Annotated in this window: 24 protein-coding genes; 19 read left to right on the top strand and 5 right to left on the bottom strand. The window is 72.1% G+C overall.

All coding sequences use genetic code 11. The features are described from left to right. Positions 1-20: 20 nt before the first annotated feature. A complete protein-coding gene (locus FHU30_RS38690) occupies positions 21-932 on the bottom strand; it encodes a helix-turn-helix transcriptional regulator (protein ID WP_253882554.1) in 912 nt (303 codons plus the stop codon). Between the two features lie 70 nt (positions 933-1,002). Between FHU30_RS38690 and FHU30_RS38685 the strand changes: the two genes are divergently transcribed. Both FHU30_RS38685 and FHU30_RS38680 read left to right on the top strand, forming a co-directional pair. Then, entirely contained in the window at positions 1,003-1,986 is a 984-nt protein-coding gene (locus FHU30_RS38685) for an aldo/keto reductase (RefSeq protein WP_253882553.1), read from the top strand. Beyond that, positions 1,983-2,651 carry a TMEM175 family protein gene (locus FHU30_RS38680; RefSeq protein WP_253882552.1) on the top strand — a complete coding sequence of 223 codons (669 nt, stop codon included), beginning with the start codon at positions 1,983-1,985 and terminating at the stop codon, positions 2,649-2,651. Before FHU30_RS38685 ends, FHU30_RS38680 begins: the two co-directional genes overlap by 4 nt. A 46-nt stretch (positions 2,652-2,697) precedes the next feature. On the opposite strand, the gene FHU30_RS38675 is transcribed toward FHU30_RS38680, so the two are convergent. Continuing rightward, on the bottom strand, positions 2,698-3,489 hold the full coding sequence (locus FHU30_RS38675; RefSeq protein ID WP_253882551.1) for an SAM-dependent methyltransferase: 792 nt from the start codon (positions 3,487-3,489) through the stop codon (positions 2,698-2,700). A 184-nt stretch (positions 3,490-3,673) separates the two neighbouring features. Then, a complete protein-coding gene (locus tag FHU30_RS38670; protein WP_253882550.1) occupies positions 3,674-4,582 on the bottom strand; it encodes an NADP-dependent oxidoreductase in 909 nt (302 codons plus the stop codon). 144 nt (positions 4,583-4,726) lie between these two features. On the opposite strand from FHU30_RS38670, the gene FHU30_RS38665 reads away from it, so the two are divergent. The 5 genes from FHU30_RS38665 to FHU30_RS47430 all read left to right on the top strand — a co-directional run bounded on the left by FHU30_RS38665 (position 4,727) and on the right by FHU30_RS47430 (position 12,008). Beyond that, positions 4,727-5,587, top strand: a complete 861-nt coding sequence (locus FHU30_RS38665; RefSeq protein WP_253882549.1) for a helix-turn-helix transcriptional regulator — start codon at positions 4,727-4,729, stop codon at positions 5,585-5,587. Between the two features lie 34 nt (positions 5,588-5,621). Beyond that, positions 5,622-6,128: a DinB family protein gene (locus FHU30_RS38660; RefSeq protein ID WP_253882548.1), complete on the top strand. Its 507-nt coding sequence runs from the start codon at positions 5,622-5,624 to the stop codon at positions 6,126-6,128. A 536-nt stretch (positions 6,129-6,664) separates the two neighbouring features. Beyond that, a complete protein-coding gene (locus tag FHU30_RS38655) occupies positions 6,665-7,258 on the top strand; it encodes a TetR/AcrR family transcriptional regulator (protein ID WP_253882546.1) in 594 nt (197 codons plus the stop codon). A 747-nt stretch (positions 7,259-8,005) separates the two neighbouring features. After that, complete coding sequence (locus FHU30_RS38650) at positions 8,006-9,349, top strand: MFS transporter (protein ID WP_253882545.1); 1,344 nt, start codon at positions 8,006-8,008, stop codon at positions 9,347-9,349. Next, a complete protein-coding gene (locus tag FHU30_RS47430; protein ID WP_372504035.1) occupies positions 9,339-12,008 on the top strand; it encodes an aminotransferase class V-fold PLP-dependent enzyme in 2,670 nt (889 codons plus the stop codon). Before FHU30_RS38650 ends, FHU30_RS47430 begins: the two co-directional genes overlap by 11 nt. Before the next feature lie 68 nt (positions 12,009-12,076). On the opposite strand, the gene FHU30_RS38635 is transcribed toward FHU30_RS47430, so the two are convergent. Both FHU30_RS38635 and FHU30_RS38630 read right to left on the bottom strand, forming a co-directional pair. Next, positions 12,077-12,469: a beta/alpha barrel domain-containing protein gene (locus tag FHU30_RS38635; protein ID WP_253882543.1), complete on the bottom strand. Its 393-nt coding sequence runs from the start codon at positions 12,467-12,469 to the stop codon at positions 12,077-12,079. After that, entirely contained in the window at positions 12,466-14,502 is a 2,037-nt protein-coding gene (locus FHU30_RS38630) for a DUF4132 domain-containing protein (RefSeq protein ID WP_253882542.1), read from the bottom strand. The genes FHU30_RS38635 and FHU30_RS38630 overlap by 4 nt, the downstream gene beginning before the upstream one ends. 103 nt (positions 14,503-14,605) lie before the next feature. On the opposite strand from FHU30_RS38630, the gene FHU30_RS38625 reads away from it, so the two are divergent. The 12 genes from FHU30_RS38625 to FHU30_RS47425 all read left to right on the top strand — a co-directional run bounded on the left by FHU30_RS38625 (position 14,606) and on the right by FHU30_RS47425 (position 24,884). After that, a complete protein-coding gene (locus FHU30_RS38625; protein ID WP_253882540.1) occupies positions 14,606-15,208 on the top strand; it encodes a TetR/AcrR family transcriptional regulator in 603 nt (200 codons plus the stop codon). After that, positions 15,205-16,374, top strand: coding sequence for an SGNH/GDSL hydrolase family protein (locus tag FHU30_RS38620; RefSeq protein WP_253882539.1), 1,170 nt, complete (start codon positions 15,205-15,207; stop codon positions 16,372-16,374). The genes FHU30_RS38625 and FHU30_RS38620 overlap by 4 nt, the downstream gene beginning before the upstream one ends. 248 nt (positions 16,375-16,622) lie before the next feature. Further along, a complete protein-coding gene (locus FHU30_RS38615) occupies positions 16,623-16,970 on the top strand; it encodes a DUF2089 domain-containing protein (RefSeq protein ID WP_253882538.1) in 348 nt (115 codons plus the stop codon). Next, complete coding sequence (locus tag FHU30_RS38610; protein ID WP_253882537.1) at positions 16,967-17,227, top strand: hypothetical protein; 261 nt, start codon at positions 16,967-16,969, stop codon at positions 17,225-17,227. The genes FHU30_RS38615 and FHU30_RS38610 overlap by 4 nt, the downstream gene beginning before the upstream one ends. A 10-nt stretch (positions 17,228-17,237) precedes the next feature. Further along, the gene (locus tag FHU30_RS38605) at positions 17,238-17,669 is read left to right on the top strand and encodes an SHOCT-like domain-containing protein (RefSeq protein ID WP_253882536.1); all 432 of its coding nucleotides are present in this window, start codon (positions 17,238-17,240) and stop codon (positions 17,667-17,669) included. Next, positions 17,666-18,469, top strand: a complete 804-nt coding sequence (locus FHU30_RS38600; protein ID WP_253882535.1) for an ABC transporter ATP-binding protein — start codon at positions 17,666-17,668, stop codon at positions 18,467-18,469. The genes FHU30_RS38605 and FHU30_RS38600 overlap by 4 nt, the downstream gene beginning before the upstream one ends. Beyond that, a complete protein-coding gene (locus FHU30_RS38595; protein WP_253882534.1) occupies positions 18,466-19,227 on the top strand; it encodes an ABC transporter permease in 762 nt (253 codons plus the stop codon). The genes FHU30_RS38600 and FHU30_RS38595 overlap by 4 nt, the downstream gene beginning before the upstream one ends. 108 nt (positions 19,228-19,335) lie before the next feature. After that, positions 19,336-19,953 (top strand): DUF1707 SHOCT-like domain-containing protein, encoded by a 618-nt coding sequence (locus tag FHU30_RS38590; RefSeq protein ID WP_253882533.1) that lies wholly within the window; start codon positions 19,336-19,338, stop codon positions 19,951-19,953. Positions 19,954-20,086: 133 nt separating this feature from the next. After that, positions 20,087-21,544 carry a peptidase inhibitor family I36 protein gene (locus tag FHU30_RS38585; RefSeq protein ID WP_253882532.1) on the top strand — a complete coding sequence of 486 codons (1,458 nt, stop codon included), beginning with the start codon at positions 20,087-20,089 and terminating at the stop codon, positions 21,542-21,544. Further along, entirely contained in the window at positions 21,541-22,170 is a 630-nt protein-coding gene (locus FHU30_RS38580) for a helix-turn-helix transcriptional regulator (RefSeq protein WP_253882531.1), read from the top strand. Before FHU30_RS38585 ends, FHU30_RS38580 begins: the two co-directional genes overlap by 4 nt. Further along, a complete protein-coding gene (locus FHU30_RS38575) occupies positions 22,171-22,797 on the top strand; it encodes a Pvc16 family protein (protein WP_253882530.1) in 627 nt (208 codons plus the stop codon). Beyond that, entirely contained in the window at positions 22,794-24,884 is a 2,091-nt protein-coding gene (locus tag FHU30_RS47425) for an ATP-binding protein (protein WP_253882529.1), read from the top strand. The genes FHU30_RS38575 and FHU30_RS47425 overlap by 4 nt, the downstream gene beginning before the upstream one ends. Positions 24,885-24,888: the final 4 nt, after the last annotated feature.

Genomic DNA, 24,888 nt, shown 5'->3' with positions numbered 1-24,888 from the left:
CTCTGACCGCGCGGCGCCCGTCACCGACCGTCCAGAAGCTCCGCGATCCGCGCCTGGTCGGACGCGGACGGAGCGAAGGTGACGACGCGCTGCTCGGGGTCGTCGGCCAGCTGCAGGACGACGTGGTGCAGGGCGATCTCGCCCAGCTCCGGATGCCGCAGCAGCTTCACGCCCGAGCGGAGCGGGGTGATCTCGTGCTGCGGCCACCAGGCCCGCACCTCCGGGCTCACCGCGCGGAGGCGGTCGAGCAGCTCACCGAAGCCGGGGTCGCCGGGGAACCGCGCGGCGGACGCCCGGAACCGGCCGAGCAGCGCGGCCGCCTCCCGCTCCCACTCGACCAGGACCTCCCGTGCCGAGGGCGCGGTGAACATCCACCACACCATGTTGCGTTCCTCGGGCGGGAGGGCGGTCCAGTCCGTCCACAATGCCCGCGCTGCACGGTTCGATGCCAGGACGTCCCACCGGCGGCCCGTGACGTAGGTCGGGCACGGATCGAGCCTGTTCACCAGGGCGACGACCTCGTTCGACAACGACTCGCCGATGACCGGAGGCGGCGTCGCGGGCGCGCCGTGGATGAGCTCGTGCGCATGCGCGCGTTCGGCCGGGTCCAGCCGCAATGCCTCCGCGAGCGCGTCGATCACCTGGCGGGACGGGCGCGTCTCCCGGCCCTGCTCCAGGTAGGCGTAGTACGTCGCCGAGATGGCGGCGAGCTGCGCCACCTCCTCGCGCCGCAACCCGCGCGTCCGGCGGCGCGTCCCCGCGGGCAGGCCGACATCGGACGGCTGCAACCTCTCGCGCCGCGAACGCAGCAGGTCGCCGAACTCCTTGGCCCGCAACACCTCGGTCCGCGTCTCGCGCGCCGCCTCGGCCCGCTTCTCGCGGGGCGCCTCCGGCCGCGCCTCGGCGTGGGATTCGGTGCGCTGCTCGGTCATCCTGGTACTCCCATGACGAGTAGTGGCCCACTGTGGATGGGCCCTCGGGCCCCTGCCACACTCGGGGCCCATGAAGTTCCGCACCCTCGGGCCGGAAGGCCTCACCGTGTCGGCGGTCGGCCTCGGCTGCATGGGCATGTCCCAAGGCTATGGGGACGCCGACGACACCGAGTCGATCACCGCCGTGCACCGGGCCGTCGACCTCGGCGTCACCTTCCTCGACACCGCGATGAGCTACGGCAGCGGCCACAACGAGGAACTGCTCGGCCGGGCGCTCGCCGGACGCCGCGACCAGGTCGTCCTGGCGACCAAGTTCGGGATCGTGCGGGGCGAGGACGGCGTCCGCGTGGACGCGCGGCCGGAGCGCGTCCGCGCCTACTGCGAGGCGTCGCTCGCGCGCCTCGGCATCGACCGCATCGACCTGTACTACCTGCACCGCGTCGACCCGGACGTCCCGATCGAGGAGACCGTCGGCGCGATGGCCGAGCTGGTCGAGGAGGGCAAGGTCCGCTACCTCGGGCTGTCCGAGGCGAGCCCGGACGAGCTGGAACGCGCCGCCGCGACCCATCCGATCAGCGCCGCGCAGTACGAATGGTCCTTGTGGTGGCGGGACATCGAGGACGACGTCGTCCCCACGGCCCGCCGCCTCGGCATCGGCCTCGTCCCCTACAGCCCGCTCGGACGCGGCTTCCTGACCGGCGCGCTCACCACCGGCACCATCGGCGCCTCCGACTTCCGCCGCAACGACCCCCGCTTCCAGGGCGAGAACCTGAAGCGCAACGAGGAACTCGTCGCCGAAGTGCGCCGGCTGGCCGCCGAGCACGACGCGACGCCCGCCCAGCTCGTCCTCGCCTGGCTGCTGGCCCAGGGCGACGACGTCGTCCCGATCCCCGGGACGCGCCGCGCCGACCGGATCGCCGAGAACGCCGGCGCCTCCGAGATCGTCCTGACCGAGGCGGACCTCGCGCGGCTCGAAGCGGTCCTGCCCCGCGACGCGTGGTCGGGCGACCGCCAGTCGTTCGCCGCCTACCGGACGGCGCGCCCGTCCAGGTGAGCCAGGGAACCCACTACCACCGCATCGCCGGCCAGAGCCTCGGCCGGCTCGCGGCGCTGAGCGACGGGATCTTCGCCGTCGCGATGACGCTGCTCGTGCTCGACCTCAAGGTCCCGGCCGAGCAGGCCCTGCACGCCCGGTTCCTCTGGGCGGACGGGGCCGTGGGCGCCGAACGCCCGGTGTGGCACCTGCTCGGCCACGTCGGCCCGCAGCTGCTCATCTGCTTCCTGGGCTTCCTGACCCTCGGCATGTTCTGGGTCGGCCAGCAGGCCCAGCTCGGGCTGCTGGAGCGCGGCGACCGGAACCTGGCCTGGATCCACGTGCTGTTCCTGTTCGGGGTCTCGCTCGTCCCGTTCGCGACGGCGCTGCTGGCGGCCTTCACCGCCTCGCGGCTGGCGCTGCTCGTCTACTGGACCGACCTGCTGTTCCTCGGCGTCGTCCAGCTGGCGGGGCTCCGCTACGCCGAGCGCGCGGGCCTGCTCCGCGACGGGACCGCCCCCGCCGACGTGTCGGCCATCCGCCGCCGCATCGCCGTCGTCCAGGGGCTTTACGCCCTCAGCGTCGTCCTGTGTGTGGTCGACACCTACGTCAGCATCGCCCTGATCATCCTGCTGCAGTTCAACAGCGCGATCTCACCCCCGATCCGTCCCCTGAACCGCTTCTAGGAGGCGCGGGGTGGCCCGCGTCCCGCGCCGGTCACCCCAGGGGACGCTACGGCTTGACGCCGACCCCCGCGAGGAGCCATCCGGACGGCGGGTCGAAGGGCCGGTCCGGACGCCATTCGGGGGCGTAGACGAGGCCCGGTTCGACCAGGTCCAGCCCCTCGAAGTACCCGGCGATGGCCTCGCGCGGCCGGAGCGTCACCACGACGCCGTTCTGCCGCACCAGCTCGTCGGCGATGGCGCGCTCCTCCTCGCTGAGGTTCTCGTCGAGGAAGTCGCAGACGGCCAGGTGGCTGCCGGGCGCCATCCGGTCGCGGAACGCGCGGACGACGGCGTGCGGGTCGTCCTCGTCGGGGATGAGGTCCAGCATCGAGATCATCAGCACCCCGACCGGACGGTCGAAGTCGATCAGCCGGGCGACGTCCGGATGGTCCAGGATCGCGCCGGGGTCCCGGGCGTCGGCGTGCAGGACGGTCGCGTTCGGCACCGCGTGCAGGAGCGCGCGGTAGTGCACCACCGCGACCGGATCGTGGTCGACGTAGACGACGCTCGCGGACGGGTCGGCGCCGTGCACGACCTCGTGCACGTTGCCGCGTCCGGGCAGCCCGCAACCGATGTCGAGGAACTGCCTGACACCCGCGTCCAGCAGGTGCCGGACGGCGCGGCGCATGAACTTGCGGTTCTCGCGCGGGAGCAGCCGGGCCGCGGCGAGCCGCTCGAACGCCTGCATCGCGACGTCCCGGTCCTTGGAGTAGTTGTCCTTGCCGCCGAGCGAGAAGTCGTAGATCCGGGACGAGGCAGGACGGTCCAACCCGTGGTCGGGCTGGTCGTGACGGGGCATGGGCGTCCCCTCGATGGGCGGGGGAACCGACCCGCGCGGCGGCGGGGCGGGACCTTCGGGAGGACTGCTCAGCGTAGCGGGACGGTCCGGGTTCTGTCGCGAACCCGCCTAAAACGGTCCAACCACGCCCCGCCCGACCCGCCGCCGGGCCCGGCCCGGGCCTCGCGCGGCCCGGGCACCGCCGCTAGGGCTTGAGGACGATCTTGCCGCGGGTGTGCCGGCGCTCCACCTCGCGGAAGGCGTCCTGGACGCGGTCCAGCGGGTAGGTCGCGGCGATCGGGATCTCCAGCTCGCCCGCCCGGATGAGGTCGGCCAGCTCCACCAGCACCTCGATCCGCGCGGCCTGCGCGTTCCCCGCCGTCTTCGCGCCGTACTCGGCCGCCGCCTCGTAGTTGACGAAGGTGTTGATCCGCTCGGGGGAGACGCCCAGCTCGATGGCGAGCTCGACATAGTCGTCCCCGAAGGTGTCGATGAAGGCGTCGACGTTGCCCGCGACCGCCTTGATCCGGTCGGCGACGCCCTCGCCGTAGGTCACCGGGATCGCGCCCTGCGCCCGCAGCCACTCGTGGTGCCGCTCGCTCGCCAGACCGATCACCGTCGCCCCGGCGCGGCGCGCCAGCTGGACCGCGATCGACCCGACACCGCCCGCGGCGCCGGAGACCACGACGGTGTCGCCCGGACGCGGACCGACCGCCTCGACCGCCGCGTAGGCCGTCGTCCCGGCCACATACAGCGACCCGGCCTGCTCCCACGGCAGGTCCGCCGGGCGCCGGGCCAGCTGGGACGCCTCGACCACGACGTACTCGGCGTGGCTGGCGCGCAGGTCCGTGAACCCGAAGACCTCCTCGCCGGCGGCGAACCCCTCGGCGTCCTCGACCACGACCCCGGCCAGGTCGCTGCCCTGCCCGGACGGGAACGTCGCGGGCCACCGGTCGTGCAGCGCCCCGACCCGGATCACCGCCTCGCCCGGGTTGATCGCGGCCGCCACGACCTTCACCAGCACCTGGCCCGGCCCGGCGACCGGCCGCTCGACCTCGTCCACCCGCAGGACGTCGATCCCGCCGTACTCATCGAAACGCACTGCCTTGGCCATTTTCGGACCTCCGTTTTCTCGGTTCGCCCCCTACGTTGCCCGCGGGCGCCGAACCGCGAAATCGGACCGGTCTCCCTAGGATCGGCGATCCCAGGCTGCGCCGCCGGAGCAGTGGCCAGAAGGCGCGATGATGGACATATGGACATGGACCGCGCACAGCTGGCCGACTTCCTGCGCCGCTCGCGGGAGCGCCTGCGCCCGCACGAGGTCGGCCTCGCCGCCGGACCGCGCCGCCGCACCCCCGGCCTGCGCCGCGAGGAGGTCGCGCAGCTCGCGGGCATGTCGGCGGACTACTACATGCGCCTGGAGCAGGCCCGCAGCCCGCAGCCGTCCCTGCAGATCCTCGCCGCCCTGTCCCGCGCGCTGCGGCTCAGCGACGACGAGCGCGACCACCTCTACCTGCTCGCCGGCCACCACCCGCCCGCCGGACGGTTCGCCGGCGAGCACGTCCGGCCCGGCCTGCTGCACCTGCTCGACCAGCTGACCGAAACCCCCGCGCACGTCACCAACGACATCGGCGACCTGCTGGCCCGCAACACCATGGCCGAGGCCCTGCTCGGCTGCATCTGCTCCGTCCGCGAGCAGGACCGCAACTACGTCTGGCGCTGGTTCACCGACCCCGCCATCCGGACGATCTACGACGACGAGCAGCGCGAGGAGCAGAGCCGCGAGCACGTCGCCGCCCTCCGCGCCGCCTGCGCCCGCCGCGGCGGCGACGAGCCGTCCACCCGCCTGGTCGCCCGCCTGCGCGCCACCAGCGAGGAGTTCGCCCGGCTCTGGGACCTGCACGAGGTCGCCGTCCGCCGCAGCAGCCGCATGCGCGTCGACCACCCCGCCGTCGGCCCCCTCGACCTCGACTGCGAGGTCCTGCTCAGCCCCGCCGAGGACCAGCGCCTCGTCATCTTCACCCCCGCCCCCGGCACCAGCACCGCCGAACAGCTCAGCCTCCTCCGCGTCCTGGGCCACGACGCCTTCGGCCGCCCGGCGGCCCCCGCCCACCGCTGATCACGAGCCGGCCGCATCCTCTAGGGTTGCTGCCATGCCCGACCGCCCCACGATGGAACCGGCCGCCTTCCATGCCGCGCTCGGCGACCAGTTCGAGACCTTCCTCGACGAGCACCGCGCGCACATGCACGCCTCCCTGGACGGCCTGACCGAGGAGCAGGCGCGCCGCTCGCTCGTCGCGTCCAAGACCACCCTGCTGGGACTGGTCAAGCACGCGACCTTCGTGGAGAAGGTCTGGTTCGACGAGGCGGTCACCTGCCGCCCCCGCAGCGAGATCGGCATCCCCGAAACGCCGGACGAGTCGTTCGACCTCCACCCCGGCGACACGGTCGAGTCCGTCCAGCGCGCCTACCGCGAGGCCTGCGCCGCGTCCCGCCGGGCCACATCGGCCCTGAGCCTGGACGACACCCTGCACGGCAACCGCCGAGGCCCCCTACCCCTCCGCTGGATCTACCTCCACATGCTCCGGGAACTATCCCAACACTGCGGCCACGCCGACATCCTCCGCGAACAAATCCACGCCGACCCCCACCCCGCCTAACCCCGCCCCGCGGAACCGCCACCAGTCCCGCGCGGCCGCCCAGCCCCACCCCGCACACCCCTGCCGCCACCAGCTCTGCGCCAACGCCCAGCCCGCCCCGCACACGCCTGCTCCGCCAACACCCTCCCGAGCCCCACCTCCGAACATCGAGCTGCTCGCGAACGCCGCCCGCCCCCTCCCGCGCACCACCGCGCCAGCCTCCGCCCACCGGAGGCCGCCGATGAACCAGTTCGCCAGCCACAGACCAGACCCACGGCAACCACCCGACCCCGCCACCCGGGCCAAGCGCTGGCCCACTTCCACCCGCACGCCACCTACCAAGCGATCCGGCGCGCGCCAACCGGGATTCACGGCGACCAACGGCCCGCGGCACGTTCACCCGCGGACCAACGAGCACTGAGCGGAAAGCCAGCCAGTCGGACGCGTGCCACCCAAGCCGAACCTCCGCCCGAAGCCGCATCGATCGCCCCAACGCCTGCATGAGGCTCTCCATCAAGTGATTGACGGAGACCGTAATCGGGCTCTAGGTTGGCGGCATGAGCGGGGACTCCGCGCGTGAGCGGATTCTTGAGGTCGCCACCAGGCTCTTCGCCGAGCTGGGGTTCGACGGGACGTCCACGCGGTTCATCGCGGAGGCGGCCGGGCTGAACATCGCCACGGTCGCCTACCACGTCGGCAACAAGCGGGACCTGTACCTGGCCGTCATGGAGCGGGCGCACCAGCGGGAACGCGCCGCCCTGGAGCAGGCGACCGCGGACATCACCCCGGACGTCGCGGGCGTGCTCCGCCTGCTCGACCGGTATGTCGACTTCTGCGCCGACAACCCCGACATCCCGGCGCTGTGGATGCACCGCTGGCTATCGGACGCCTCGGACGTCGCGCACCTGGAGAACGCCTACGTCCAGCCACTGATGGAGATGGTCGCGGACGCCGTCGGCAAGGCCGCCGGAGACGATGTCGACATCGAGTACCTGGTGTGGAGCGTCATCTGGTGCACGCACGGTTTCGCGCGCGGCGGCGTGCTGCGCGGCGACGGCGAACGTCACCGCATGGACGACCCGAGCGCCCTGATCCGCTTCCGCGCCCACATGCGCCGCATGGTAACCGCCACCCTAGGCCTCTCCCCATGACCACCCCCTGGCCCCCAAACCAAGCAACCCCAGCCAACGCGACCGCGCCGATCCGCCTTCAGCCGCGCCTACGGCCCACGCCGGCCATCCCTCGGGACGCTCCCCGCGCCCGCCCCGCCGCCCCTACGGCGAACCGCGCAGAACGACGCGACCACACCGATCCTTCTCCGCGCCCACACGTGGTGAGAGATGAGTTTCACTGTCAGCCGCTCCCCATGACCGTCCACACACGCCGATGCCAAGCAGCACCAGATGACGCGGACGTGCTGTTCAGCTTGCGGTTGCGCTCGCAGCCCGCGGCTACCACCGTCCAGAACGCTTCCCATGCCCGAGTTGGCGCCCCAGCGGCGAACGGGCCTGGACGATGCCAGCACGCTGGTTGCTCCCCGCGTCCACACTCGATGCGAGGCGACTGCCACCCGCAGCTGCTCCCCATGAGTGGCCTGCCGCATCGGTCGCGAACGGCACCGGACGAACGACCCGAGCGCGCCGTTCTGCTTTCGGCTGTGTATGCGGCGCATGTTGACCGCGTCCCTGCCGCTCGCCCTGCCGCCGTGGCGAGTAGTAGCGGATGCGAAGGCGCTCATCTGGTTCCGGGCTGGATGCGACGCATGGCGCTTGTGCCATTGGGAGTTGTGTCGTGACCGGGTCGCTGCGCCGGCGGTCGGTAGCGGACGGTGCGACGGCTTTGGTCTCCTTCCGGGGGCGCACGGGACGGCTGGTGAGGGCGTCCTTGGGAGTCGGGGCGTGAGTCGGCTGTCGCGGCGGCGGCTGCTTGGCTACGGGATCGGCTCGGTGGGGACGGGCGTGTTCTCGGCCGTGCCCGGACTGCTCCTCCTCTACTACCTGACCGACGTCATGGGCGTTGCCGCAGGGATCGCGGGCGCCGTGCTGGTCGTCCCCAAGGCTTGGGATGTCCTGCTCAACCCGGTTGTCGGGGCTGCGAGCGACCGGGAGGCCGTCCGCACGGGGCGCCGCACTCGGCTGCTGCTGATCGGGGCGCTGAGCCTGCCGCCGCTGTTCGCCGCCATGTTCGCTGCGCCCATCGGGGGAGCGGGGTTCGCCGCAGCTTGGTGTGGAGTGGCGTTCCTGCTCGCGGCCAGTGCGTTCGCCTGCTTCCAGGTTCCCTACGTCGCGCTGCCCGCCGAAATCTCCGAGGTTCCCGCCGAACGGGGCCGCGCGATGGCGTGGCGGATCGTCTGCCTGACGGTCGGGATCCTCCTCGCCGGCGGTGCGGCCCCCGCGCTGTCGGACGCAGCCGGGGGAGGACGCGGCGGGCACGCCGTCATGGGCGTGACAGTCGGGCTTCTCATGGGCGCGGCGATGGTGGTCAGCGCACTCGCCACGCGCTGGATTCCGGCGCGTCCGGGTCCGCGCCCACTCGGCCTGGTCGCCGCGCTCCGCGCAGCCCGAGGCAACCGCCCGTTCTTCGCGCTGCTCGGCGCGTTCGCCACGCAGTCCCTCGCCGTCGCGGTGATGCTGGCCGGAGCGCCCTACATAGCGGTGTACCGGCTGGACGACCACGGCCTGACCTCGGTCATGTTCGTGTGCATGGTCGGGCCGAGCGCGTTCGCCGTCCCGCTGTGGCGGAGACTGGCCGCGCGATACGGACACGTGGGCTGCTACCTGGCCGCGGTCGCCCTGTTCGCCGCGGCGGACGCCGCGCTGATGCCCGCCATCACGTCCGGATCGAGAGCGCTCGTCCTCGTGCTGACGGCTCTGGTCGGCGTTTGCTACGCCGCACTGCAACTGCTGCCATTGTCGCTGCTGCCCGAGACCGTCCGAGCTGATGCCGGACGCACCGGACAGGCGCAGTCCGGCGCGTTCACCGGCATCTGGACAGCCGCCGAGACCGGCGCGATGGCCCTCGGCCCGGGTGTATTCGCGCTGATCCTCGCGGTGACGTCGTTCCACTCGTCCGACCTGGACGCGCCGGTCCGGCAGCCGGGCTCCGCGCTGACCGGACTGACCGGGGGATACACCCTGGTCCCGGCCGCCCTCCTGCTGCTGAGCGTCCCGATGCTGCTGGCCTACCGGAGCCTCGCCGCCGCCCACCAACCGACCAGGGAGCCCCTGCCCGATGCCGCCTGAATCCGACCCACCCGAGACTGTCTCGCCTGAGACCTTCTCTCGCGAGACAACCCCACCGGTTTCCATCTCAGCTGAGACGGTCTCGTCCGAGACGGTCTCACCTGATCCCACCCCTTCGAGCGCGATCACAACCGAGCCCGTCCCGACCGAGCTCGTGGCGTCCGAGCCCATCCTGGGCGAAACCGTCGCATCGGAACCGGTTCCCGACAGGGCCGCACCTACTGGGCTCGTCCCGAACGGGACTGTCTCAGATGAACCCGTCTCGGACGGGATGGTCTCGAACGAGTCTGTCTCCAGCGGAACTGTCTCATCTGAACCCGTCCCGAGCGAGGTGGTCTCGATGGGATCTGTCTCGCGTGAGACGGTCTCCGCTGAGTCAGTTTCAGGTGAGACCGTCTCGGGTGAAACCAATTCCGTTGGGACGGCGTTGCCCGAGGCTGGACGTTCGGCGACCGAGGTTCTCGCTGAACTCGCGCGCCTTCGCGAAGCGGATCTGCCCGTACGCGGCGGCCGGGTCACGGCCTACGTCTATGACACTGGACGGGACGCCGTGCACGACCTCGCAGCGACCGCGCATCGCGAGCTGCTGGAGGTCAACTGCCTGGACCCGACCGCGTTCCCCAGCATCGTCGCGCTGGAGCGCCAGATCGTCGCGGCCGTCGCGTCACGCCTCGGCGGCGACGCGTCCACGCCCGGCATCTTCACCAGCGGCGGCACCGAGTCGATCATGCTCGCCGTCAAGGCAGCCCGAGACGCACGAACCATCACGTCCCGGCCCCCCGCACCCCAGCCACCCGGAGCCGAGCCAACCGGGTCCCAGCCGCACGTTTCTCCGCTACCCGTCTCTCAACCGCAGGTGCCGCAACCTCCCGCACCGCAACCTCCCGCACCGCAGCCGCGCGCACCTCAGTCGCACGTGCCGGAGCCGGACGCGCACGCGTCCCAGACGCACGTGTCTCCGCTGCCCGTGTCTCAGCTGCAGGTGCCGCAGCCTCCCGTACCGGAACCGCGCGCACTCCAGTCGCATGTGCCGGAGCCGGACGTGCTGGACGCGCACGCGTCCCAGACGCACGCGTCCCAGACGCACGTGTCCGCGCCACCCGTGTCTCAGTCGCAGGTGCCGCACCCTCCCGCACCGCAGCCGCGCGCACCTCAGTCGCATGTGCCGGAGCCGGACGTGCTGGACGCGCACGCGTCCCAGACGCACGTGTCTCCGCTGCCTGTGTCGCGGCCTCCTGCGGTGGAATCGCGCGCACCCGAGTTGCACGTGTCGCAGCCAGCCGCGCCCCGGCCTCCCGCGAACCTGCATCCCGAACGGGAAGCAGCCGCACCTCACCCTCTCGCGGCCCAGTCCGGCCCTGGCACGTCCGGCCCGGGTGCGCCCAGCCTGGATGCGTCCGGTCCTGGCCCGTCCGGGCCTGACACGTTCGGCCCTGGCGCGTCCGGGCCGGGCGTGTCTGGCGTGGGTGTGGCCGGGCGGGGTTCGTCCGGTGCTGGTTCGTCTGGTCTTGGGGCGGGCCCGTTGGGGGTGAGCGGGCCGGAGGTGTTGGGGCCAGGGGCGCTTGGACAGGGGCGGGGGGAGATTGTTGTGCCGGCGACTGCGCATCCGGCGTTTCGGAAGGCGGCGCACTATCTTGGCGTGGACGTGGTGACCGTCCCGGTCGATCCCGAGACGTTCCGCGCGGATCCGGATGCCGTGCGCGATGCGATCACGCCGCGGACCATCCTGGTTGTCTGCTCCGCGCCGTCCTACCCGCAGGGCGTCATGGACCCGGTCGAGGAGATCGCTGCGATCGCTGCCGACGCGGGAGTGCTCTGCCACGTGGACGCGTGCGTCGGCGGTTGGGTTCTGCCGTGGCTGCGCGAGCAGGGACGCGACGTCCCGCCGTTCGATTTGTCCGTGCCGGGCGTCACGTCTCTGTCTTGTGACCTGCACAAGTACGGGTACGCGCCGAAGGGGGCATCGGTCGTGCTGTTCGCGGACGAGGCGTTGCGCCGACGCGCCTACTACGCGTCCGCCGAATGGCCCGGCTACACGGTGATCAATGCGACCGTGCAGAGCAGCCGCAGTGCGGGTCCGCTCGCCGCGGCCTGGGCGACGCTGCGGACGCTCGGCGCGGACGGATACCGCGAGCTGGCCGCGTCCGCGATGGCGGCGGCCGACCGGCTGCGCGAGGGCGTCGCGGCGATCCCCGGTCTCCGGGTGCTCGGCGATCCGGCCGTCCCGCTCGTCGCGGTGACCTCCGACGATCCCGCGCTGGACGTCTTCGTCCTCGCCGACGAGGCCCGCGCGCGCGGCTGGTTCTTCCAGCCGCAGCTCGGCTACCAGGGGATTCCGGCCAACCTGCACTTCACGCTGACCGGCGTCACCGACGTCGAGGCCCTGCTGGCGGCGCTCGCCGAGGCCGCCGAGGCCGCGCGCGAGGCAGGCCCGCCGGACGTCCCGTCCGACCTGGTCGACGCGCTGCAGGCCCTCGACCTGGACGCCATGACCGACGCCGAATTCGCCGGCCTCCTCCAAGCCGTCGGCGTCGAGCTGGACGGTCCCGGCGAGCCGGAGATGGCCTTCGTCAACACCGTCCTGAACGCGCTCCCGCCCGCCACCCGAGAGGCTCTTCTGATTCGCTTCCTCTCCGTTCTCTACTCGGATGCGCTCTGAGCCGTCAGCCGCCGTCGAGCGGCGTCCTCTGAGCGGTCAGCCCCCGGCGAGTGACGCCGTCTGAGTGGTCAGCCTCCGGCTAGTGGCAGGAGTTTGATGAACACCAGGTCGGGGTTCGCGGTCAGGTCGACGGACTCGTCGAGGTCGTCGATCTGGCGGTCCCCGGCCAGCATGAAGAAGCCGTTGCGCCGGAACGACTCCTCGGCGATGTCCGCCTGGCGTTCCCAGTCGAGGACGCGGGGCTCGCGCAGGCGGTATCCGTTCAGCTCGATCTCGGCGTCGTCCGGCCTGACCAGGCCGTTGAAGCGGTTCGTGGGCCTTGCGTTGTGCCGGGCGACCTCCTCGCGGACGCGGAGCCGGATCAACTCCCGGACGGTCATCGAGGCGGGCAGCCCGGTGACCTGGAACTCGGCCAGGGACGCGCCACCAGCGCTCTCGTCGCGGAAGGTGACGGCGGTCATCGCGCCCCCCGGGTGATCTGGGCCAGGATCGAGGTGTCGTCGATCCGGGAGTCGGCGGCCAGCAGGGCGGCCTTGCTGAGGATCAGCGACAGGCGCTCGTCCTCGAAGGGCAGGAAGACGCGTCCCGCGCCCGTGCTCTTGCCCTGGACGATGCACAGGTAACTGTCGTCGGGCTCCATGAGGATGTTCGCCGACCCCAGATGGATCTTGTAGGTGCGCAGGTCGCCGCGGACTCGCAGGTAGCGGTCGTGCAGCTCGCAGCGGTCGGCGATCTTCAGGCGCGGGACGATCCGTTCGAGCGCGGCCCTGCGGGTGCGGGCGCTGTCGGTCAGCTCACCGAACGCCGTCGTCCGCCAGTATCCGGCGAAACGGTCGTCGCCGTGGTCGAGCCAGTCGGGGTCGGCGGCGATCGAGGTGACGCCGACGAACAGGTCCGCATCGCGCATCGCCTCGCTGAACACGACCTGCGGGACATCGGCCAGCTCGGCCTCCGCCCAGCCCTTGCCCGCGCGCCGCCGGAACCTCACCTGGTCGGTGGACGCGTGTTCGGGAGCCACGTCGAACGCATCCGTCGCCGGGACATGGTCGAAGACCGCTTCCCAGCGGCCGTCGTCGAAGGTCCCGCGCGCTTCACCGAACGCCCCGGCGTAGTGGGGCCCGAGGTAGTTGGACCGCCAGCCGCGTTCCTTGGTCAGCGCGTAGAAGCGGTTGTAGTGGACGATGTGGCCGGCGAGGCGATTCGAGTACGTCCCGGTCGCCTCCTCGGCGGGTGTGAGCAGGTAGATCTCCCGGAAGGCCTGCTTGAACGGCTGGCGGATCTCCCTGTCGGTGATCGTCGTCCGCCAGGCCCGGATCTCATCAGGCGTCCGGCGAACCGGATGCCACAACCGCACCCGCAACCCGCCACCGGACGCATCGCCCCCGCCGCCGATCGGCGCGTCCCCGGCCACCGCTGACACGTCGCCGGTCGGTGCGTCGTCCGAGGCGGCGGGCGCGTCTGACGCAGGCAGGGCATGGAGCGGCGTGCCGGGGCTGTCGCCGGGGAGGGCGGCGTGCCACTCGCCCGTCTCGTCCTCGAACTCCCAGATCAGGGCGCGAGCGATGACGCCGACCAGCGGGTGGTCGCGATAGTGCCGGGCCCATTCCTCGTACGGCCACTCGGCATCGGTGGCGGACATCAGCGCCTCGATGCGGCGGCGCTCGACGGTCAACGCACCGCGAACCTCCTTGGCCAAGGACTTCAACGCGCCGAGCTCCGGCGCGTCCTTGATGGCTGCGGGCGCAGTACGGCGTGGCTGCTCGCCGGGCGCGGCGTAACTCAGACGGACGGTCGTGGCGTTCTCGATCGCAAGGGTGACGCGGTGCTCGCCGACCTCGCGGGTGAGGGTGCCGCCGGGGGACAAACCGTGATCGGGGACGGCGCGTTCGATCAACTGGCGGCGCGTGACACCCTGGCGGGCGGCGGCCGTCTCGATCGCGGCGTCGAACTGCTTGCGCAGCGTCTTGTGGCGGATGCGCCGGTCCAGGTCACTGAGGGCTTCCAGCCCGGCCGGGGCGTCCACCGCGCCGAGCGCGTTGAGCGTCGCGCCGGCCAGCATCGCGTCCCACGAGACGTACTGCTTGAAGTTCCCGGTCAGCAGGACGAGCCGGTGCAGATCGGACACCGCGCTCGCGCCACTGGTCAGCGCGGCGGCCCAGACCACGCCGCAGGCCAGCGCCTTGTGATCCGGATGGACGAAGTGACCGTGGCCGCCGTCATACGCGTCCGCCCCGAACGGCGCTTGCTCGGTCGCGAGAACGTGCAGGGACGCGGCAAGAGCGCCCACGGCCCCAGCGCCCTCGGCCAGGGACGCGCACGTCCGCCGCCACTTCTGGGACGGGCGCGGGCCCGAGAACCCCGCCAGGTGCCGGACGAGACCGGCCCGAGCTTCGCGGGTGTGGCGTGCGTCGATGAGGTCGCGCAGCGGAGCCGCCCACGCCTCGGACTGCGGGAGCGCCGAGTCGAACCGTGCCTTCGGATTGTCGAGGGGCATGGCCGTGATCCTGCCAGCGAGCCCCGACAAGTCGGCGAACCGCCGATTTGCCTAAAAGCTTTAGGTAGACACATACTAGCTGTAGCTAGAAGGAGAGAGGGTTATGGTTAGAGCAGGACTCACACCCGAGCTGCTGACCCGGGCCGGGGCGGAGCTGGCCGATGAGGTCGGGTTCGAGCAGGTGACGGTGTCCGCGGTCGCGCGGCGGTTCGATGTGAAGGTCGCGAGCCTGTACTCGCACCTGAAGAACTCCGACGAGCTGAGGACCCGGATCGCGCTCCTCGCCCTCGAAGAGCTCGCCGACCGGGTCGCCGACGCCGTGGCCGGACGCGCCGGCAAGGACGCCCTCGCCGCGTTCGCCGACGCCTACCGGACCTACGCGAGCGAGCATCCCGGACGGTACGACGCCGCTCGGCTCCGGCTCGACCCGGAGACGGCGGCGGCCAGCGCCGGAGTCAGGCACGCGCAGATGACGCGCGCGATCCTGCGCGGCTACGACCTGGCGGAACCGGCGCAGACCCACGCCGTCCGGATGCTGGGCAGCGTCTTCCACGGCTACATCAGCCTGGAGGCGGCCGGCGGGTTCAGCCACACCGCCGTCGACTCCCAGGAGTCCTGGGACTGGATCGTCGACTCCCTCGACGCCCTGCTCCGCAACCAGGCCACGCCCCGCGCGGCCGCACGAACGCCGAAGGACGGACGATGAGCACCGACTGGATCACCACGCCCATCACCGCGGACATCCTGCGCGGGTTCCTCGATCTCGAAACGACCGAGCACGGCGTCCTGCCGCACCGGCTGCCCGCCTGGGCCCGCCGCCAGATCCCCGACGCCCAGCTCGCCGGCGCCGAGGCCCTCCCGTCCGGCGTCCGGCTGGCCTTCCGCACCAGCGCCACGGCCATCGAGCTGGACACGCTGCCCACCAAGCGCGCCTACCGAGGGCTCCCCACCCCGCCGGACGGCGTGTACGACCTGCTCATCGACGGAGACCTCGCCGCCCAGACCACCGTGACCGGCGGGAACGTCCGAACGATCACCGACATGTTCACCGGCGCCGCCGAACTCGTTGAGGGCCCGGTCGGTACCGCCCGCTTCCATGACCTGCCCGCGGGCGACAAGTCCATCGAGATCTGGCTGCCGCACACCGAGATCACCGAGCTGGTCGTCCTGCGCACGAACGCCCCGACCGAACCGGCGCCGTCCGGACGCCGCGTGTGGCTGCACCACGGCAGCTCCATCAGCAGCGGCTCGAACGCCACCCACCCGACCGCCATCTGGCCCGCCCTCGCCGCGCTGCAGGCCGGCGTCGAGCTGGTCAACCTCGGCTTCGGCGGCAGCGCCATGCTCGACCCGTTCACCGCCCGGACGATGCGCGACACCCCCGCCGACCTGATCAGCCTCAAGATCGGCATCAACATCGTCAACGGCGACGTGATGCGCCGGCGCGCCTTCGTCCCGGCCGTCCACGGCTTCCTCGACACCCTCCGCGAGGGCCACCCGAGGACGCCGCTCCTGGTCGTCTCGCCCATCCTGTGCCCGGTGCAGGAGGACACCCCCGGCCCGCTGGCCCCCGACTTCGACGGCGAGACCCTGCGCTTCAAGGCCACCGGCGACCCCGCCGACCGCGCCGCCGGCCGCCTCACCCTCAACATCATCCGCGACGAACTCGCCCGAATCGTCCAGCAACGCTCGTCGGACGACCCCAACCTCCACTACCTCGACGGCCGCACCCTCTACGGCGAGAAGGACCACGCCGAGTTCCCCCTGCCCGACGCCCTCCACCCCGACACCGCAGCCCACCACCGCATAGCCCAGAACTTCACCCATCACGCCTTCACCACCCCCGCCCCCTTCGCCCCGCCCCACCCCTAACTCCCCACCCCCGTCCGGCGCGCGCCCGCCCCAAGCCAGCCCCCCGGCCCCTCCCCGCAGCGGACGCGTCCCACCCCGCTACAGCGCCCCAGTGCATGCGCGTCGCGACTCCGAGGCTGGGTTGGATTACTGAAGGTGGGGATTGAAAAAATTAAGGGTTGGCGTTGACTGAGTTGAGAAAATCAAGGTAGAACTTGATGGGTCAGAGGTTGTGAGGTCGTGAGGGGGCTTGGTTGGACTGGCAGGAGTTGACGGATCTCACCCGGGGGCGGGAGTTCGTGGTGGAGCGGGTTCGGCTCGTGGACGGCGGGGTGGCGATCGAGGGGGAGTTCGAGCCGCCGCAGCTGGCCCGGCTCGGGGTGGACGACCAGGTGTTCGTCGCCGCGTTCGTGCGGCAGCACGGGTCGATCAAGGCGATGGAGCGGATCTTCGGGGTGAGCTACCCGACGGTCAAGGCGCGCCTGAACCGGATCGCGGCGGGGCTGGAGTTCGTCGAGGACGATCCGGGGCCCAGCGCGTCCGACGTGGTCGACCGGCTGCAGCGGGGCGAGATCGACGTCCAGGAGGCGCTGGCCGAGCTGGAGGGGTCGGGGTGATCCCGCAACTGGTCACGGTGCGGCACCGGAGGCGGAGCGGGCGCTGGATGCGGCTGTACGTCCCGGTCGTGCCGGTCGCGCTGGTCCTGTCGCCGCTGCTGGTGGTCGGGGTCGTCGCCGGGTTGGTCGCGTGCCGGGTGTACCGGATGCGTCCGATGGGCGTGCTGCGCGCCGTTTGGCAGGTGCTCCGGGCGCTGCCCGGCACCCGGTTCGAGATGGAGCAGGGCCGGACGGCCGTGCTGGTGAGCGTCAGATGAGGGAAGAGCAGTGACGAGCGAGCAGCGCCGCCAGATCCTGGAGATGCTGGCCGACGGCAAGATCACCGCGGACGAGGCCGAGCGGCTGCTCGTCGCCCTCGAACGCGCGCAGCCGGCGCCGGTGGCCGAGGCCCGTCCGGCCGCGGCCGGACGGCCCAAGTACATACGCGTGGTCGTGAACGCCGAGGACGAGGCGTCCGGAGGGCCGACCCGGATCAACATCCGCGTCCCGATCCAGCTGCTGCGGGCCGGTGTCCGGCTCGCGAGCCTCGTCCCGCCGCAGGCGCTGGAGAAGGCGAACGCGGAGCTGGACAAGGCCGGCGTGCCGATCGACCTCACCGAGCTGAAGCCGCAGCACCTGGAGGACCTCATCGAGCACCTCGGCGACGTGATCGTGGACGTGGACGAGCCCGGCTCGAAGGTCAAGGTGTTCTGCGAATGACGACGGAAGCGATCCGGGTCCAGGGGCTTGAGAAGTCCTACAAGGACCTGCACGTGCTGCGCGGAGTCGACTTCAGCGTGGCGTCCGGCAGCGTGTTCGCCCTGCTCGGCTCCAACGGCGCGGGCAAGACGACCGTCGTGCGGATCCTCTCGACGCTGCTCAGACCCGACGCCGGGACGGCCGCCGTCGGCGGGTTCGACGTCCTCGCGCAGGCGGCGGACGTGCGGGAGGCGATCAGCCTCACCGGGCAGTTCGCGGCCGTCGACGAGATCCTCACCGGACGCGAGAACCTCGTGCTCGTCGCGCGGCTGCGGCGCGTGAAGGACGCGGCCAGGGTCGCCGACGACCTGCTGGACCGCTTCCAGCTCACCGATGCGGCGGGACGGCGGGTCGGGACGTACTCCGGCGGCATGCGGCGCCGCCTCGACATCGCCATGAGCCTCATCGGCGACCCGCCGGTCATCTTCCTGGACGAGCCGACCACCGGCCTCGACCCCCAGTCGCGCGTCGAGGTCTGGAACAGCGTCAAGGAGCTGGCCGGGCAGGGGAAGACCGTCCTGCTCACCACCCAGCACCTGGACGAGGCCGAGCACCTCGCCGACCGCATCGCGATCCTCCACCAGGGGCGGATCATCGCGGACGGCACCCTTGAGCAGCTGAAACGACTCCTCCCGCCCGCCAAGGCCGAGTACGTCGAGAAGCAGCCGTCGCTCGAAGAGGTCTTCCTCGCCGTCATCGGCCACCACTCCGGCGCGGCGGACGCACCGACCACGGCACCCACCCCCGGGGAACAACGATGACCACACGATTCTTCGGCGACACCGTCCTGCTCACCGGCCGGACGATGCGCCACGTGACCCGCAGCCTGGACACGATCCTCACGGTCGCGATCACGCCGATCCTGCTCATGCTGGTGTTCGTCTACGTTTTCGGCGGCGCGATCCACACCGGGTCGAAGCACTACGTGAACTACCTGCTGCCCGGCATCCTGCTCATCACGGTCGGGATGGGCATCTCCTACACCGCGTTCCGGCTCTTCACCGACCTGAAGAGCGGGCTGTTCGAGCGGTTCCAGTCGATGCCGATCACGCGCTCCAGCGTGCTGTGGGCGCACGTGCTGACCTCGCTGGTCTCCAACATGGTCTCGCTCGCGCTGGTCGTGCTCGTCGCCGTCCTCATGGGCTTCCGCACCGGGGCGGGGGTGCTGGCCTGGCTCGCGGTCATCGGCATCCTCGCCGTGTTCACCCTGGCGCTGACCTGGCTCGCCGTCCTCCCCGGACTCACCGCCAAGACCCCCGACGGCGCCGGCGCGTTCTCCTACCCGATCGTCTTCCTCCCGTTCATCAGCTCGGCGTTCGTGCCGACCGACACCATGCCCGGCCCGGTGCGCGCGTTCGCCGAGCACCAGCCCGTGACGTCCATCGTCAACGCGATCCGCGACCTGTTCGCGCAGCAGCCCGTCCACACCGGCATCTGGACGGCCCTCGCCTGGTGCGCCGGCATCCTCGTCGTCGCGTACGCCGCCGCCATGGCCACCTACCGCCGCAAGACCAGCTGAAACGACCGGTCAGCAACCAACGACCGGTCAGCAGCTAACGACCGGCCAGCAACCAACGACCGGTCGGCAACCAACGACCGGTCGGCAACTCCAGCCCGCCGAGGAGGCATGATGTCGGCATCGTCGCCGAGTACCCCAGCGCTGCGCGCGTCCGACGCGGACCGCGACAGGACGATCGAACTGCTGCGCGCCGCCGTCGGGGACGGCCGCCTCGACCCGGACGAGTTCGGCGAGCGCCTGGACGCCGCGCTGACCGCCCGCACCCTCGATGCGCTGACCCCGCTCATCACCGACCTGGTCGTCCCGGAACTCCGGCCCCTCGCGCAAAGCCCAGGCGGAGCGCTTGCGATGCCGTCCGACTGGACGCAGCCCGAACGGCTCGTCATCAAGGAGCATCACGGCTCGGCGCGGCGCGAGGGCCGGTGGACGCTGCCGCACCGGCTGGACGTGCGCACCGCGTGGAGCAAGGTGACGCTGGACCTGTCCGAGGCGGTGTACGGCGCGCCCGAGCTGCTCATCGACCTGAAGGTGCAGGGCGGGAAGGTGGCTCTGACCCTCGCGCCGGGCATGACGGTGGACGCCAACGAGCTGTCGGTGCGGCACAGCACGCTCTCGATCACCAAGGACCCGGACGACGACACCCCGCGCACGCTGCACGTGAGCCTGGTGGGCAAGCTCCGGCACGCCTCCCTCGACACCCGCTGGAGCACGGACCCTCGCCGCTGACGCCCTGCCCCCGCCGCCCGGGCCTTGGGGGCGGGAGGGCACGCGTGATGGGGCGATCGGGCGGTGATGGGTTGCTTATCGGTTGTTGATCAGTGCCCTCAAGACTGTCCGGGTGAACCAACGGGGCTCGGGGTTGAGCAGGTCGTGGAAGGCGTCGGTCGTGGTCGCGGCCGCCGTGGCGGTGGTCCTGGGGATGCTCGGTCCGCCCGCCGAGGCGTTCTCGGTGTGCTCGCCCGGCTGGTCGTGCGTGTTCGGCGACAACGGGGAGCAGGACGGCCTCTGGGCCACCAACAACCCGGACTACGACCACGACATGGCCGGGGAGGCGTGGAACGACCGGACGCGCTCGGCGGTCAACCGGGGCCACGGCTACATGGGCCTGTACCGCGACTCGCCCTACCAGGGGTTGATCGCGTGCCTGGGCCCCGGCCAGCGGAACTACCACGTTCCGGACGGCCAGGTCACCGGCATCCGGTACCACCCGAGCCGTACCGCGGCCTGCGGAGCGACCGCGAAGGACGCGCCGCCCCCGCACAAGACCAGCCCGAGCGCCCCGCACAAGAAGAAGAAAACGCACAGCCCGGAGCCGAAGGACACGCAGGACACCGCGTCCCCGAGCGATGCGCCGAGCCTGCCGCCCGCCGCCCAGCCGAGCGCGTCCAACCTGCCGTTGCCGCAGGTCGCGCAAGGCGACGGGAAGGTTCAGGTGGCGGCCACCGGACCGGCGGGCCACGACAAGAAGGACAAGTCCGGGACTATCGCTGCCGTCGCCGGCGCGGTGGGAGCGGTGCTGCTGCTCGCCTTCCTCGTCGCGGGGTTCCTGGTCGCGCGGCGCAAGCGCGGCGCCGTCGCCCGTCCGATCAAGGTGACCGTCGGGCCGGACGACCTGCGCGCGATCGACCGCGGCCTCCGGTTGCTGGCGGTCGACTGCGCCGAACTCGGCAAGCCGCTGCCGCGCGTCCGCGCCGTGGCGCTCAGGGACGGTGACCTGGTGGTCGTCCTGGCCGAGCCGGACGCCGAGGCGCCGCAACCGTGGGCGTCCACGGTGGACGGCACGCGCTGGCGGCTGCCCGTCACCGACATCACCGAGCTGACCGACGACGTGCGGAACGCGCCCGCGCCGTTCCCGCTGCTCGTGCCGGTCGAGCCGGGGACGTGGGTGAACCTGCTCGCGGTCCCCGGACCGGTGTCGCTCGCCGGGTCGCGCTCGGCCGTCCGCAAGGGTGCGCGGGCGATCGCCCAAGGGCTGCTCGGATGCCCCTGGAGCACGGGCGTGCGCATCCGGACGGTCGGGACGGTCGACGTCGGCCCGGTCCCCGAGGCCGAGGACGACACCGAACGCGGACGCGTGGTGTTCGTCGCCGACGACATGCGCGCACCGCGCGACGCCCCGGCCGGAGGCGCGATCGTGGCGCTCGGCGAGGTGTCCGGATCCGGGACGCGCTGGTCCGTCCGCGGCGACGGGACCGTCCGGGGGGCCGAACCCGCCCTGGACCCCCGCGCGCCGAAGCCCGCCGCAGGGCCGTCCGAACCGTCCGATCCGTCCGAACAGGGCGCGGCGGTCGCGGCCGAGAAGGGAAGCGCCAAGTGACCACAACGACCGTGGGGGCGGTGCGCGTGGCCGTCCACGCGCCCGACCCGATCTCGCTGGCGGGCGTCACGTCCGGGCTGCGCGGCCGCCCCGAGCTGAACCTCGCCGCCGACGACGACGCGGAGGTCACCGTCGTCGTCGCCGACACCCTGGACGACACGGCGCGCGGCCTGCTGCGCCGCACCTCCCGGACCGGCCGGGCGCGGACCGTCCTGGTCGTCTCCGACATCAAGGAGGCGCAGCTCCTGGACGCGGTGGAGGCCGGCGTCGTCGCGATCCTGTGGCGGCGCGAGGCGGGCGCCGACGCGCTGTCCCGCGCGGTGCTGGCCGCCGCGCGCGGCAGCGCCGACCTCCCGCCCGACCTGCTCGGCCGGCTCCTGAAGCAGGTCGGGCGGCTGCAGCGCGGCGTCCTGCACGCCCAGGGCTTCACCTCCGCCGGGCTCGCCGAGCGCGAGCTGGAGGTGCTGGGCCTGGTCGCCGAGGGGATGGACACCGCCGAGATCGCCGCGAAGCTGTCCTACTCCGAGCGCACCGTCAAGAACGTCCTGCACGGCCTGATGAGCAGGATGCACCTGCGGAACCGCGCGCACGCCGTCGCCTACGCCATCCGTGAGGGGTACATCTAGATGATCCACGAGGTGGACGAGGCGCTCCGCACGGTGGTCACCGACCGGGCGCTGCCGTCCGGCGAGGTCCGGGTCGCCTTCGAGGCGCCGAACCGCGACTGGGCCGCCCAGCGCAACACGCCGACGGTCAACGCCTACCTGTACGACATCCGCGAGGACGTCACGCGGCGCGAGCGCGGCGCGTTCGCGGTGCACGGCCCGGACGGACGGGTCGTCGCGCGCCGCCAGCCGCCCCGCTTCTTCCGGCTGTCCTACCTGGTCACGGCGTGGACGAAGCGTCCCGAGGACGAACACCGGCTGCTGTCGGCGGTGCTGGCGTGCCTGCTGCGGCACGAGGTGCTGCCCGCCGAGGCGCTGCCGCCCGGCGGCGTCCTGGCCGAGCTGGGCCTGGCGGTGCCGGTGACCGCGGCCGTCCCGCCGCCGGAGTCGCGGTCGATCGCCGACATCTGGTCGGCGCTCGGCGGCGAGCTGAAGCCGTCGCTGGACGTCGTCGTCACCGCGCCGATGCCCGTGTCGCCCGACTACGAGGTCGGCCCTGCCGTCACCGACAGCATCGCCGTCACGGTGGGCGACATCGAGGGCCGCCTGCCCGACCCGCCGCTCCGCACCAGCAGGTTCGGCAAGTGACCGCCCCGCTGGACCTGGACGACCCGGTCCCTGACGACCCCACGTCCGGCCCCGACAGTACGGTCCCCGGGGACGACCTGACGGGATCGGCGTCCTATATCGAGCGGCGGATAGCCCTGCTGCGCGAGCGCGTCCGGCTGCTGGTGGAGCGGCGCAGCGCCGGTGATCCGACCGCCCAGGACCCGTTCCGCGGCCTGTACCTCGCGCCGGAGACGGCGGAGTGGCTCGCCGATCAGGGCGCGCCGCTCCCGTATCGGGACGCCGTCCACGACCAGGCCGTCCAGGACCTCGCAGAGGACGGCGCGCGGCTCCTCGGGCTCGCCGCCGCCTTCGGCCTGGACGCGCTGGACGTCGAGATCCTGCTCATCGCCGCCGCGCCCGACGTCGACCGCTCCTTCGAGTCGCTGTACGGCTACCTGAACGACGACGTGAGCCGCCGCCGCGCGACGGTCGGGCTCGCGCTCGACCTGTGCGGCTCCCCGGCCGGATCGGCCGCGGCCCGAGCGCGGTTCGCTCCCGGCGCGCCGCTGGTCGCGGGCCGCCTCCTGGTCGTGGAGGAACCCGAACGCCCCTTCCTGGGGCGGGCCGTGCGCGTCCCCGACCGCATCATCGACCACATCCTCGGCGGCGACACCCTCGATGGCGATCTGGTCGGAACAGCCGTCCTTGAGAACGTCCGCCCCACCGAACCGGACGACCCGACCGGGCTGGCCCGCTGGTTGTCCGGCACCGGAACGTCCCTGGTCTACCTACGTGAAGAACGTCCGGGCGCCGGCGTCGCGGCGGCCTCCCATGCGCTGGCGGTCGCGGGACTGCAGCAGCTGCGCGCCGATCCCAGCGTCCTGGACGCGTCGCTCGTCCCGACCCTCGTGCGCGAAGCGCGCCTGCGCGGTGCAGGCATCGTGGTCGGGCCGCTGGACGGCACGTCCGCCACCGGAACCCTCGTCCGCGCCTTCACCACAGCAACAAGTGGAGGGCGGGTGCCGGTGTTGTTGGCGGGGGCGCAGCCGTTCGACCCGGCGTGGTCGGAAACGCAGCCGCTGGTGCTTGAGGTCGAGGCTCGTCCGACCGCCGGAGCCTGGGAGGCGGAGCTGGCCCGGGCGGGCGTGGACATCGACGCTCTCGGGTTCGACCTCGCCGCCGCGACCGCGACCTACCGCTTCGACACCCCGCAGATCCGCAGCGCCGTCCGGGCGGCCGTCGACTACGCGGCTGTGAAGAACGTCCCGCTGGCGCCCGTCCACCTTCACAGGGGAGCGCGCCTCCAGAACGCGACCGGATTGCAGAAGCACGCCCGCCGAATCCGTCCGGCCGTCGGCTGGGACGACCTGGTCCTGCCGGACGAGCAGCGCGGACAACTCCTGGAACTGGTGTCCCGAGCCCGCCACCGTGACCGCGTCCTCGGCGACTGGCGGCTGCGCGCCGGCGGCGGCCGTGGACGAGGCGTCGTGGCGATGTTCGCGGGGGAGTCGGGCACCGGCAAGACGATGTCGAGCGAGGTCGTCGCCGGAGACCTGGGCCTGGACCTCTACGTCGTGGAACTGTCGGCCGTCGTCGACAAGTACGTGGGCGAGACCGAGAAGAACCTGGAGAAGATCTTCACCGAGGCCGGACGGCTCGACGCGGTGCTGCTGTTCGACGAGGCGGACGCGGTGTTCGGCAAGCGCTCGGAGGTCAAGGACTCGCACGACCGCTACGCCAACCTGGAGAGCGCCTACCTGCTCCAGCGGCTGGAGTCCTTCGACGGCATCGCGATCCTCACCACCAACCTGCGCGCCAACATCGACGACGCGTTCACCCGCCGCCTCGACCTGGTCGTCGACTTCCCGTTCCCCGACGCGCGCCAGCGCCGCGCGCTCTGGGAGCACGCCCTCGCCCCGCCGGTCCCGTGCGCGGACGACATCGACCTGGACCGCTGCGCCCGCGAGTTCGAACTGTCCGGCGGTGCGATCCGCGGCGCCGCGACCACGGCCGCCTACCTGGCGGCAGGTGCCGACCGTCCGGTGTCCATGCCGGACGTCCTGGCCGGCGCCCGCCGCGAGTACCGCAAGATGGGCCGCCTCCTCCCCGGCGACATGGAGTACTGACACA

The sequence above is a fragment of the Actinomadura rupiterrae genome (genome assembly GCF_024172125.1).
In the GTDB taxonomy this organism is placed as follows: Bacteria; Actinomycetota; Actinomycetes; order Streptosporangiales; family Streptosporangiaceae; genus Spirillospora; species Spirillospora rupiterrae.
The sequence above is the reverse complement of the archived record's forward strand: the minus strand, read 5'-3'. Positions and strand labels throughout refer to the sequence as shown.